This window comes from Nocardiopsis alba DSM 43377 (assembly GCF_000341225.1).
In the GTDB taxonomy this organism is placed as follows: domain Bacteria; phylum Actinomycetota; class Actinomycetes; order Streptosporangiales; family Streptosporangiaceae; genus Nocardiopsis; species Nocardiopsis alba.
Map to the genome: position 1 here is coordinate 1 of NZ_ANAC01000006.1, position 12,239 is coordinate 12,239.

The 12,239-nt window shown below is 70.1% G+C and carries 8 protein-coding genes; 5 read left to right on the forward strand and 3 right to left on the reverse strand.

The genetic code is table 11. The annotated features are described in order from the left end of the window. Positions 1-250 precede the first annotated feature (250 nt). Positions 251-1,675, forward strand: coding sequence for an aldehyde dehydrogenase family protein (locus D451_RS0104870; RefSeq protein ID WP_017533611.1), 1,425 nt, complete (start codon positions 251-253; stop codon positions 1,673-1,675). Between the two features lie 99 nt (positions 1,676-1,774). Here D451_RS0104870 and D451_RS0104875 read toward each other — a convergent pair whose 3' ends face one another. Next, the gene (locus D451_RS0104875; RefSeq protein ID WP_017533612.1) at positions 1,775-2,854 is read right to left on the reverse strand and encodes a trypsin-like serine peptidase; all 1,080 of its coding nucleotides are present in this window, start codon (positions 2,852-2,854) and stop codon (positions 1,775-1,777) included. Between the two features lie 275 nt (positions 2,855-3,129). Further along, entirely contained in the window at positions 3,130-4,767 is a 1,638-nt protein-coding gene (locus tag D451_RS0104880; RefSeq protein ID WP_017533613.1) for a CocE/NonD family hydrolase, read from the reverse strand. 274 nt (positions 4,768-5,041) lie between these two features. Here D451_RS0104880 and dxr point away from each other — a divergent pair, with 274 nt between their 5' ends. The 4 genes from dxr to D451_RS0104900 all read left to right on the forward strand — a co-directional run bounded on the left by dxr (position 5,042) and on the right by D451_RS0104900 (position 10,930). Next, the gene (gene dxr / locus D451_RS0104885) at positions 5,042-6,244 is read left to right on the forward strand and encodes a 1-deoxy-D-xylulose-5-phosphate reductoisomerase (protein WP_017533614.1); all 1,203 of its coding nucleotides are present in this window, start codon (positions 5,042-5,044) and stop codon (positions 6,242-6,244) included. A gap of 28 nt (positions 6,245-6,272) precedes the next feature. Further along, positions 6,273-7,631, forward strand: coding sequence for a M50 family metallopeptidase (locus D451_RS0104890; protein ID WP_017533615.1), 1,359 nt, complete (start codon positions 6,273-6,275; stop codon positions 7,629-7,631). A gap of 301 nt (positions 7,632-7,932) precedes the next feature. Next, the gene (gene ispG / locus D451_RS0104895; protein ID WP_017533616.1) at positions 7,933-9,087 is read left to right on the forward strand and encodes a flavodoxin-dependent (E)-4-hydroxy-3-methylbut-2-enyl-diphosphate synthase; all 1,155 of its coding nucleotides are present in this window, start codon (positions 7,933-7,935) and stop codon (positions 9,085-9,087) included. A 382-nt stretch (positions 9,088-9,469) separates the two neighbouring features. Continuing rightward, the gene (locus tag D451_RS0104900) at positions 9,470-10,930 is read left to right on the forward strand and encodes an amino acid permease (protein ID WP_014909099.1); all 1,461 of its coding nucleotides are present in this window, start codon (positions 9,470-9,472) and stop codon (positions 10,928-10,930) included. A 60-nt stretch (positions 10,931-10,990) separates the two neighbouring features. Here D451_RS0104900 and D451_RS0104905 read toward each other — a convergent pair whose 3' ends face one another. After that, complete coding sequence (locus D451_RS0104905; protein ID WP_026124837.1) at positions 10,991-12,199, reverse strand: FAD-dependent monooxygenase; 1,209 nt, start codon at positions 12,197-12,199, stop codon at positions 10,991-10,993. Positions 12,200-12,239 lie beyond the last annotated feature (40 nt).

The window sequence follows — 12,239 nt, forward strand, 5'->3', positions numbered from 1 at the left end:
CCCTCGTCCACGATCCTCGTCAGGACGGCGCGCTCGTCGTCGGACAGCGGGGTGTCGCGATGGGCGGTGTAGTAGAGGCCGACGCTCATCCTGTGGGTCCCTTCCCGGGTCGTGGACGGCCATCATGCCGCCGAGCACCGACGATCCGGCCTCGGAGACCGGCCACTACTCCACTGTGGCCAAGAGCGGGCCCTCGTTTGGCAAGGGTGGACAAGGCGGACCGGCCTGAGCGGCGGTTAGCGTCGCCGACATGACCACGCACCCGTTCTGGCTGGCCGGCACCGCCGCGACCGGCGACACCGAGATGACCGTTCTCAACCCCTACACCGGCGAGGCCGCGGGCACCGTCTCCGTGCCCACCCCGGAGCAGGTCGAGGAGGCCGTGGCCGCCGCCCACGCGGTCGCCGCCGAGGCCGCGGCCCTGCCCGCGCACGTGCGGGCCTCCGCCTTGGACCACATCCAGCGGCGGATCGGCGAACGCGCCGAGGAGATCGCCCAGGTGATCACCGCCGAGAGCGGCAAGCCCATCAAGTGGGCCCGCGCCGAAGCCGGTCGCGCCGTGTCGGTCTTCCGCTGGGCCGCCGAGGAGGCCCGCCGGGACAGTGGAGAGCTCCAGCGTCTGGACACCGACGCCGGCGGCGTCGGCCGCATGGCCCTGATCCGGCGCGTGCCCAAGGGCCCGATCCTGGGCATCTCGCCGTTCAACTTCCCGATCAACCTGGTCGCGCACAAGATCGCCCCCGCCATCGCCGTGGGCGCCCCCATCATCCTCAAGCCGGCGCCCGCCACCCCGATGACCGCGCTCATCCTCGGCGAGATCATCGCCGAGACCGACCTGCCCCGCGGCATGGTCTCGGTGCTGCCCATGCCCAACGAGTCGGCCGCCTCCCTGATCGTCGACGAGCGGCTGCCCGTGGTCTCCTTCACCGGCGGCGCCTTCGGCTGGGAGATCCAGCGACGCGCCCCGCACAAGCACGTCACCCTCGAACTGGGCGGTAACGCCGCCGCCGTGGTGCTGGACGACGCCGACCTGGAGCACGCCGCCAAGCGCATCGCGCTGTTCGGCAACAACCAGGCCGGGCAGGTGTGCATCGGCGTACAGCGCGTCGTGGTCACCGACGCCGTCCACGACGACTTCGTGGCGCGCCTGGTCGCCGAGGTGGAGACGCTCGGGACCGGCGACCCCGCCGACCCCAAGACCGACGTCGGCCCGCTGATCGACGAGGCCTCCGCCGAGCGGGTCGTCTCCTGGGTCGAGGAGGCGGTCGCCGGAGGCGCCCGAGTGCTCACCGGAGGCGTCCGCGGCGGGGTGACCGTCGCCCCCACCGTCGTGGCCGACGCCCCCGCCGACGCCAAGGTGGTGCGTCAGGAGGTCTTCGGGCCGGTCCTGGTCGTCCAGCGCGTCGCCGACACCGACGCCGCCTTCGCCGCCGTCAACGACAGCGACTACGGCCTCCAGGCCGGGGTGTTCACCCGCGACCTGCCCACCGCCTTCCGGGCCCACCGCGAGCTGGAGGTGGGCGGCGTGGTCATCGGCGACGTGCCGACCTTCCGCGCCGACCAGATGCCCTACGGCGGCGTCAAGGGTTCGGGCGTGGGCAAGGAGGGCGTGCGCTCCGCGATGACCGACCTCACCGACGAGCGCGTCATGGTCCTCACCGGTATCGACCTGTAGGGGCGGTCCGGCCCGAGGGGCGGACGACGAACGGTCGGCGGTCACCCGGGAGAACGGGTGGCCGCCGGCCGTGTTCGCGAGGTTCGAGAGGAGGGCGGTTCAGACCCCGCTCGCGTGCTCGAACAGTTGCCGGGCCTCGGCTCCCAACCGGGGACCGTACTGGGTGTTGCGGTCGTCGGCGTACTTGAAGCTCACCACCGAGGAGATGGTGCCCTGCCCGGTGGCCGGGTCGAAGTCGGAGAACCAGGGGCCGCCGCTGGAGCCCTGCGTCATCGTGCAGCGCACGCCGTTGGCGGTGGTGCCGCCGGTGTCCGGAACGGTCCGGCCCGAGCAGTAGTGCAGCGAGCTGCCGTCGAACGGGGAGGCCGAGGGGTAGCCGAAGGTGTACACCTGGACCCCCTGCCGGGCGCGCTCGTCGGTCCAGGTGTCGAAGGAGATCCGCTGCGCGCCGACCTCGTCCTGCACCGCGGTGGAACCGTTCTTGTTCAGCACGACCATCGCGAAGTCGTAGCTGTCGTCGGCCTTGTCGGCCCACCGCGGCGGGACCATCAGGTCACGGGCGGTGTACTTGCCGTAGGGGCTCTCCCCGTCGGCGTAGCCGGGCACGAAGGTCCAGTTGCGGGCCCAGGATCCGCGGCCGTCCTTGGCGCAGTGGCCGGCGGTGACCAGCGTGCTCTTGTTGGCCGAGTCCACCACCGAGGCCGAACACGTGAAGTCGCGTCCGTCCATGGTCAGGTACACCTTGCCGGTGGTGCGGGTGACCAGACCGCCGTCGTTCCAGCGCTCGCCGTCGCTGTCGGGGCGGGAGGCCTGCGGTTCGGTCTCGGTGGCTCCGCTCGGAGAGGCCAGGTCGAGGGTGGAGTCGAGCAGGCTGGTGATCGGCTGGGCCGACGCCATCCGCTCGCTGGTCCAGTAGTCGAGGACGCGGGTGTTCTGGGCCTCGGTGAGGGCCCCGGTCTGGTGGGCGACCCCGTCCACACGAGTGGCGGCGGCCTGGGGGGAACGGGCCGGATCGTCGGAGGGGTCCGAGGATTCGGTCGGGGTTTCGGACGAGGTGTAGAGGGCCTGTGTGACGGCCGATGCGGGCTCGGGGAGCCGGTCGATCATCGCCAGCCCCCCGAGGGCCACCGCGGCCGCGGCCAACGGGGCGAGGATCTTGTATGTGGTGGACGAGGTCATGCCCACGATCTTTCCATACCCGGAGTAACCCTTTAGCTACTTCGGGTTTGTGTCGCAGGTTTTTCGGGCACCCGAGTGTCCGGTTTTGGCCCGGCCGTGTTCGTTCTGGCTCTTCTCTTGAACGAGCGCCCCTCGAGGTGGTTGAGGTGGGAAGGGCAGGTACCCCGTCACCCCCTGTGGTGACCGGTGCACGGTCTCCTACAACAACCCCAGGGGGTGCGACGGCCGCCCACCCTCCTATCTCACCGCAGGGGGTGGGGTGGCCGAAGCGAACACTAAAGAGACAGGGGAATGGAGACGCGGGTGGGGTTCTCCTCGGGGGAGGTCACCTCGACGCGGTGGCCGACGGTGCTCTCGGAGAGGTAGCGGGCGTCGCGGCTGTCGACCACGACCGCCAGCCGGTGTCCGGCGGGGACGTCCCACACCACCGACGACAGTTCGGTCTCCACCGTCACGGGGGTGCCGGGGGTGCCGTCGCGCAGGGTGTAGGGGGCGTGGCTCAGCAGCGAGCCCACTCCCCGGGAGTCGATCGCGTACAGGTACACGAACACCGACTGGTCCACGGCGGTCGGGGTGAACGTGAACGTCACCTCGGGGGTGCCGGCGACCCGGGCGCCGTCCGGATAGGCGGGGCTGGTCCACACGGCCGCCCGGTACCGGTCCACGGTGGGCAGCAGGACCCCGGTGGGCACGTCGAAGAACTGCTGGAGCGCGCCCGACAGGATCACCGTCCCGCTGCGCGCGGTCGTGCCGATCCCGGTCCGGAAGTCGTAGTCCCAGCCGGTCGCCGGTTCCGTCTCCATGGCGCCGGAGCTCTGCCAGCGCAGCCAGTCCTTGCTCGGTTCCCCGAGGTAGTACTCGTCGGTCCCGGTGGTCACCGAGGCCCAGTCGGGGTGCGAGGTCCATCCGCCGCGGCCGTTGTTGGGCTTGACGCGCACGGGGTCCTCGGAGCCGATCCCGTTGTCCTCGCCCTTGAGGTGGTGGTCGAACCAGCGGGCCAGGTCCTCCCAGACCTCGTTGGGCAGCCCCACGGCGCCGAAGGCCTCGGGGGTGGCGTGGTCTCCGGGGGTGAGCATCAGCCGCTTGGGGCCCGAGAGCCGTTCGTAGAAGTCGGTGATGTGCCCGACCGGGAACATCCCGTCGTTCCAGCCGTGCGCGATCATCACGGCGGTCCCGTTCTCGTTGATCCGGTCCACCTTGGTGGCGGCGGAACGGTCCGGGGACAGGTCGAGGGCGGGCTGGATGTTGCCGCGCCGGTATTCGCGTTCGATCTCCTCCAAAGCCGCTCCGGGGCGCCCGAGCAGGTTGCCGGCCAGGAGCAGGAGTTCGGCGGACTGCACGTCGACGGTCTCGCCGGGGTAGAGGGAGGCGCCCAGGTCGGCCCAGCCGCTCATGGAGGCGACCGCTCCGATCCGGTCGTCCTCGGCGGCGGTCAGCAGACTGATGCCGCCGCCGTAGGAGATGCCGGCCATGCCGATCCGCTCGGGGTCGGCCTCGGTGTGCTCCAGGGCCCAGTCGATGACGGCGCTCGCGTCGGCGCGGTCCTCGGGGCCGGCGACCTCGATGCCGCCCTCGGAGTCCCAGAAGCCCCGGGAGGTGTAGGCGACCACCTGGTAGCCGGACTCCTCTGCCAGCTTCTTGGCGGCGCCGACGTAGAGGATGTGCGGGGTGCCCCAGGCGGAGGGCATGACCAGGAGCGGGTGCGGGCCCTCGACACCGGTCGGGGTGATGACCTTGGCCCTCAGTTCGGTGCCGCCGTGGCCGGCGATGGTCTCGTAGGTGATGGTGGAGCCCACGCTCTGGGCGGCGGCGGGGGCCGGGGACAGGAACGCGGCGACGAGTACGGTCGTCACCGCCAGGGCGAGTACACGGGGGAGCGTGCCGACGCGGGCACGGGTTCTGACGGGGATCATGGCGAAACCTCGTTCGGGGCGGGGGAGAGGTTCCGATGGGTCGTCGCGCCTCACCATCGGGGGGAGGGCCGGCGTTCGGTCGGACCGGCCGTGTTCGGCGTCTCACTTTACTGTGAGGTAACTTACTCAGTGGTCAAGTTAAGCGATACGCGCCCGCCTGTAAACCTCCCGTGACGCCACGATGTCGCCCGGGTCGAGGAACCCCGAAGCACGGCGGAGCCCCGTGCCGGTGGGCGACAATGGGACGGTGCGAGAAGAACAGCAGCGAACAGTAGTGATCCTCGGGTCCACCGGATCCATCGGGACCCAGGCCATCGACATCGTCCTGCGCAACCCCGGACGTTTCCGGGTGGTGGGGCTGGCCGCGGGCGGCGGACGCGTGGATCTGCTCGCCGAGCAGGCGGCACGGCTCGGCGTCGAGCGGGTGGCGGTGGCCGACCCCGAACGGGCGGCCGAGCTCGCCCGTCCGCTGAAGGAGCGGGGGGCCTCACCGGAGGTGCTGACCGGGGCCGAGGGCGTGGCCGAGCTGGCCGGCTCCCCCTGCGACGTCGTCCTCAACGGGATCACCGGGGCCCTGGGACTGGAGTCCACCCTCGCCACGCTGCGCGCCGGGACCACCCTGGCCCTGGCGAACAAGGAGTCCCTCATCATCGGCGGCCCGCTGGTGCGCGACCTGGCCGCCCCCGGGCAGATCGTCCCGGTCGACTCCGAGCACTACGCCCTCGCCCAGTGCTTCCCGTATCTGCCCGAGGGCGAGCTGGCCAGCCCGGCCCAGGGGCTGGTGCACGCCCGCCGCGACGAGGTGCGTCGTCTCGTCATCACCGCCAGCGGCGGCCCCTTCCGCGGCCGTAAGCGAGAGGACCTGGCCGAGGTCACCCCGGCCGAGGCGCTCGACCATCCGACCTGGAGTATGGGCCCGGTCATCACCGTCAACTCCGCGACCCTGGTCAACAAGGGTCTGGAGGTCATCGAGGCCAGCCTGCTGTTCGACATCCCCTTCGAGCGGATCGACGTGGTCGTCCACCCCCAATCGATCGTCCACTCCATGGTCGAGTACGTGGACGGCACCACCCTGGCCAAGGCCAGCCCGCCGAGCATGATGATCCCGATCTCCTACGGCCTCGGCGCGCCCGAACGGGTGCCGGACGCCGCCCCGGGCATGGACTGGACCAAGGCCCAGAGCTGGACCTTCGAGCCCCTGGACGAGGAGGCCTTCCCCGCCGTGCGGATCGCCGCCGAGGTCGGCGCCGAGGGCGGCACCGCCCCGGCCGTCTACAACGCGGCCAACGAAGAGGCCGTCGACGCCTTTCTCGGTGGAAGGCTCGCGTTCCCGGCGATCATGGACACCGTCTCCCAGGTAGTCTCTGAACACCAGCGGACGGACCGCCCGGGAGCCTCGACCCTGACCCTGGACGACGTGTACGCCGCCGACACCTGGGCCCGAACCCGCGCGCGCGAGCTGCTGGCGCGCGGCTGAGGACCGATTCTGGCTTGAGGAGAGATACATGGTCGTGCTGCTGACCGTGGTCGGGATCATCCTGCTCGTCCTGGGACTGCTGCTCTCGATCGCCTGGCACGAACTCGGCCACATGGCCACGGCCAAGATGTTCGGCATCAAGTGCACCGAGTTCATGGTCGGCTTCGGCAAGACCCTGTGGTCGACGAAGCGCGGCGAGACCGAGTACGGCGTCAAGGCGGTGCCGTTGGGCGGTTTCGTGCGGATGGTGGGCATGCTCCCGCCGTCCCGTCGCGAGGCGGATCAGAGCGCGAAGAAGATGTCCCGGTGGCGGGCCATGGCCGAGGACGCCCGTGAGGCCTCCTACGTCGAGTTGAGCCCCGAGGACGAGGACCGGCAGTTCTATCAGCGCTCACCCTGGAAGCGTCTGATCGTCATGTTCGCCGGTCCCGCGATGAACCTGATCCTGGGCGTCGCCCTGCTGGGCGTGCTCTTCATGGGCATCGGCGTCTACAAGGACACCACCGAGATCGGCCTGGTCACCGAGTGTGTGGCTCCCATGGGCAGTACCGCCACCGAGTGCACCGACGACCTGCCGCCGACCCCGTCGGCGGAGGCGGGGCTGCTGCCCGGCGACGTGATCGTCTCCGTGGGCGGCACCGAGACCCCCGAGTGGGTCGACGCCAACCGGGAGATCCGGGCGGCCGACGGCCCGACCGAGTTCGGTGTCGAGCGGGACGGGGAGCGTTTCACCACCACCGTCGACATCATCCAGAGCGAACTGCCCGCCCGTGACGCCCAGGGCGATTTCATCTACGAGACCGATGAGAAGGGCGACCACGTCTACGACGAGCAGGGCCGTCGTGTCCTGGAGAGCGAGACGGTCGGCTTCCTGGGCATCGTCTTCGCCAAGGAGCGGGAGACCCTCACGGTCGCCGAGTCCGCCTCCGAGACGGGCGACATGCTGGTCAACGTCGGCCAGGCGATCATCGCCCTGCCGAGCAAGGTGCCCGAGGTGTTCGGCGCCGCCTTCCTGGGGGAACAGCGCACCGAGGACTCACCGGTCGGGATCGTCGGCATCTCCCGCATCGGCGGCGAGATCATGTCGCAGGGGCTGCCGGTCGCGGACACCGCCGCGCTGATGATCAGCATCCTGGCGGGCGTCAACCTCTTCCTGTTCGCCTTCAACCTGGTGCCGATCCTGCCGCTGGACGGCGGGCACATGGCCGGGGCGATCTGGGAGTCGATCAAGCGCGGGGCCGCGCGCCTGTTCCGACGCCCCGACCCGGGGCCGGTGGACATCGCGATGCTCACCCCCGTGGCCTATGTGGTGGTGGCCTGCTTCCTGGTGTTCAGCGTCATCCTGCTCGTGGCCGATCTGTTCAACCCGGTCCTGTTGTTCGGCTGATCGATCCGGCCGGGCCGAAAGACCACCGAGGGGCACGGAACATCCGTGCCCCTCGGCGCGTCTCGGGGCGGATACGGGGGTGAACAGGGGACGAACCGGTGTGAGTGCCGCCACGAGGGGCGGAGCGGTGCTTCGGAGGCGGGTAACCTTGGGTGCGCGTTCCGGGAACGACGGCACGGCCCATCGGCCGACCGAACGGTGCACCCGAACGCGGAGCCGGCGCCGCTTCGGCGCCCCTCGCTCCCACGAACCGCGACATCAAGTGCCGCCCCCCTCCGGCGGCAGACGAGGTGAATCAAGCGTGACCGTCGATCTCGGTATCCCCGCAACTCCGCCGCGCCCGCTGGCGACCCGGCGCAAGACGCGGCAGATCATGGTCGGGAACGTTCCCGTGGGCGGTGACGCCCCGGTGTCCGTGCAGTCGATGACGACGACCCGCACCTCCGACATCAACGCGACCCTCCAGCAGATCGCCGAGCTCACGGCCACGGGGTGTCAGATCGTCCGGGTGGCCGTGCCCACCAACGACGACGCCGACGCGCTGCCGATCATCGCGAAGAAGTCGCAGATCCCGGTGATCGCCGACATCCACTTCCAGCCCAAGTACGTGTTCGCGGCCATCGAGGCCGGTTGCGCGGCCGTGCGCGTCAACCCGGGCAACATCAAGAAGTTCGACGACAAGGTCGCCGAGATCGCCAAGGCCGCGGGTGAGGCGGGCACCCCGATCCGGATCGGCGTCAACGCCGGTTCGCTCGACAAGCGTCTGCTGGCCAAGTACGGCAAGGCCACCCCCGAGGCGCTGGTGGAGTCCGCGCTGTGGGAGTGCTCGCTGTTCGAGGAGCACGGCTTCCGGGACATCAAGATCTCGGTCAAGCACAACGACCCGGTCGTGATGGTCAACGCCTACCGTCTGCTGTCGCAGGCCTGCGACTACCCGCTGCACCTGGGCGTCACCGAGGCGGGCCCGGCCTTCCAGGGCACGATCAAGTCCTCGGTGGCCTTCGGCGCCCTGCTCTCGGAGGGCATCGGCGACACCATCCGCGTCTCCCTGTCGGCCCCGCCGGCGGAGGAGGTCAAGGTCGGCGCCCAGATCCTGGAGTCGCTGGGCATGCGCGAGCGCGGCCTGGAGATCGTCTCCTGCCCGAGCTGCGGCCGCGCCCAGGTGGACGTCTACACGCTCGCCGAGGAGGTCACCGCCGGTCTGGAGGGCCTGGAGGTGCCGCTGCGCGTGGCCGTCATGGGTTGCGTCGTCAACGGCCCCGGTGAGGCGCGTGACGCCGACCTGGGTGTGGCCTCGGGTAACGGCAAGGGTCAGATCTTCGTCAAGGGCGAGGTCATCAAGACCGTGCCCGAGTCCAAGATCGTCGAGACCCTCATCGAGGAGGCCATGCGCATCGCCGAGGAGATGGGCGAGGCCGGGGCCGAGGGTGAGCCCAGTGTCTCGGTGACCGGTTGATCCCACGCTCGGCCCCGCGGGGATCGAGCGTTCGTGAGGGGGAGTACGGCGTGGGCCGTGCTCCCCCTCACTCGTTTCCGGGGGAGGGAACAGCCCGCCGACGGTGGCGCTTACAGGTGCCGGTGGGTGTCGAGTGATGTCGTCGCAGGTCAGAAAAGCGCTGTTACCCAGGGTATCCATCTGTGGCAAGTGTCACGTTCGGTGACGTTTTCTTGCGTGGATACGCACGAACAAGGCGACTGAACACGACAAACGCAACGAATGTGGGTCATGTTACTCAGGCAACAGCATTAATGTTGCCTGGGGCACATTTGGGATTCCGTTGGTCTGATGCGGCGTTATCCCCTCCGTGTCCACCCGCAGAACATCGAGGAGTCGATTCGTGGTTGACCAGAAGACACCCGCCAAGGGGGACACGGTCGCGCCCACACTCGGTCGGCGTCTGAGCAGACGCAAGCCGGTCGAGAAGCTGGTGGCCGAGACCGAGAGCGACAGCGGTCTACGCCGCACCATGGGATTCTGGCAACTGTCGATGATCGGTATCGGCGCCACCCTGGGCACCGGTGTCTTCGTGGTCCTGGGCGAGGCCGTGCCCATCGCCGGCCCCGCCGTCATCGTGGCGTTCGTCCTGGCCGGCATCACCGCCCTGTTCTCCGCGCTGGCCTACGCCGAGATGGCCGGGATGATCCCCGCCTCCGGTTCGGCCTACTCCTACTCCTACGCCACCATGGGCGAGTTCATGGCCTGGGTGTGCGGATGGTGTCTGATGCTCACCTACGGCGTCTCCATCGCCGCGGTCGGCGTCGGCTGGGGGCAGTACATCAACGAGCTACTCCACCTGACCACCGGACTGGCGCTTCCCCCCGCGCTGTTGGCCGGCCCCTTGGAAGGCGGCGTGGTCAACGTGCCCGCCGCGGTCGTCATCCTCCTGTCGATGTTCGCCCTGCTCGCCGGGGTGCGCGAGAGCACCCGGGTCAACGCCGTCATGGTCGCGATCAAGGTCCTCATCCTGGTCATGTTCGTGGCCATCGCGATCACCGCCGTCCAGCGGGGCAACTTCGCGCCCTTCATGCCGATGGGCATGGCCGGCGTCTCCGCGGCCGGAGCCACCCTGTTCTTCTCCTACATCGGTTTCGACTCGGCCTCCACCGCCAGCGAGGAGGCCAAGAACCCGCAGCGCGACCTTCCGCGCGCGATCATGTTCTCCATGATCCTGGTGACGGCGATCTACTGCCTGGTGGCCTTCAGCGCCGTGGGCGCCCTCAACTGGAACGACTTCGCGGACGGCGAGACCACGCTGGCCGGGATCCTGACCATGGTCACCGGAACCCCGATCTGGGCGGTCGTCTTCGCCGCCGGCGCCGTCCTGGCGCTGGCCAGCGTGGTTCTGGTCGTCCTCTACAGCCAGACCCGCATCCTCTACGCGATGTCGCGCGACGGCCTCATCCCGAAGGCCTTCTCCAAGGTCGACGCCAAGGGCACCCCGCGCGCCAACACCGTCATCACCTCGGTGTTCATCGCCGCCCTGGCCGCCTTCATCCCGCTCGGCCCGCTCGCCGACGCCACCGCGATCGGCACGCTGTTCGCCTTCGCCCTGGTCAACGTCGCCGTCCTGGTGCTGCGCAGGACCCGCTCCGACCTCGAGCGCTCCTTCCGTATGCCGGGCGCCCCGGTCACCCCGGTCCTGGGCGTGCTCTCCTGCGCCTACCTGATGTTCAGCATGTCGCTGAGCGTGTGGATCGCCTTCGGCGCCTGGCTCGTGGTCGGCCTGATCATCTACTTCGGCTACAGCATGCGCCGTTCGGCGCTGGAGGACGAGCCCGAGGTGGACGTCCGCGTCTGACGCGGACCGCTCGAACGGGTACGGGGCGGCGGGGAGAGGAGATCTCCCCGCCGCCCCGTCTCATGTGGCCACGGGCGCGTCGAAGTCGACCCTGTGGTCGAAGACCGGGGAGTGGCCGCCGGCCCCGGCCGCCCGGCGGAACACCAGGGGCAGCAGCAACCGGTCGCGGAGGAAGACCCCCACGGGATGGGTGACGAGCTTCAGGTCGCCCCTCCGGGTGCCCTCCTCGATGATCGCCTCCACCCGCCCCCGGCGGATCCGCTCGTAGGCGGCCAGACCGCGCTCCGGGGTGTCGGAGTCCCGCAGGCACATGGCCAGGACCAGCGCGTCCTCCATCGCCATCGACGCCCCCTGGCCGCTGGAGTTGGGCAGCGCGTGGGCGGCGTCGCCCAGGAGCGCGACCCGGCCTCGGCGCCAGTGCGGCAGGGTGGGGATGGTGTACACACCGCGCGGTCGGAACAGGCGCGGTTCGGAGGCCCGCAGCACGGTGTCGAGGTCGCCGGTCCGGTCGATCGCCAGGTCGAGGGCGAAACGTTTCCACTCCGAGTCCGGGCGTGCGGCGATCTCCTCCCGGGTGAGCTCGGGATGCGGAACGTTGACGAACCAGTAGGCGTCCCCGTCCGGCGCGGTCTGGTAGCCGGCGAAGGCGCGACGTCCCCAGATCAGCCGGGAGGTGTCCTCCGGGGTGGGCGGGGCGCCCGCGTTCGGGGTCCGTCCGCCCAGGTCGAGGAGGCCGGTGTAGGTCGGCGCGGGGGCGTCGGGGAACAGGGATCGGCGCACGACGGAGTGGATCCCGTCGGCCCCGACGAGGACGTCGCCCCTCTCGACGGACCCGTCGGCGAACTCCGCGATCACCTCGGTCCCGGTGTCGGTGTGGCGGACCAGGCGGCGACCGTACTCGACGGTGGTGCCCAGGTCGGCGGCGGTCTCGGCCAGGACCGTCTGGAGCACGCCCCGTCGTGCGCTCACACTGCGCAGTTCCGGTTCGAGTTCGGTGGATCCGTCGGACAGGCGTCCCATGATCCGTCCCCGGCCGTCGCGGAACTCGATCCTGGAGGAGGGCAGGGTCCCGGGCGCCTCCAGGACCGGGCGCAGCAGATCGAGTGAGCGCAGCACCGCCAGGCCGTTGGGGGCCAGCCCGAGGTGGGCGCCGAGGTTCGTGCCGGGGCCGTCGTGGGCCTCGAAGACGGTGGCGTCGATCCCCGCGCGGCGCAGGGCGGTCGCCGCCACCGGGCCGCCGATTCCGGAGCCGATGATCAGAACACGCATGAGAACCACCTCGGGTAGTCTGGTGTCGCCCAGTTATTTC

Bases quoted from the DNA above. Each gene is read 5' to 3' on its own strand.
- D451_RS0104880 (WP_017533613.1), bottom strand. From the start codon at position 4,767: ATGATCCCCGTCAGAACCCGTGCCCGCGTCGGCACGCTCCCCCGTGTA.
- D451_RS0104870 (WP_017533611.1), top strand. From the start codon at position 251: ATGACCACGCACCCGTTCTGGCTGGCCGGCACCGCCGCGACCGGCGAC.
- D451_RS0104875 (WP_017533612.1), bottom strand. From the start codon at position 2,854: ATGACCTCGTCCACCACATACAAGATCCTCGCCCCGTTGGCCGCGGCC.
- D451_RS0104905 (WP_026124837.1), bottom strand. From the start codon at position 12,199: ATGCGTGTTCTGATCATCGGCTCCGGAATCGGCGGCCCGGTGGCGGCG.
- D451_RS0104890 (WP_017533615.1), top strand. From the start codon at position 6,273: ATGGTCGTGCTGCTGACCGTGGTCGGGATCATCCTGCTCGTCCTGGGA.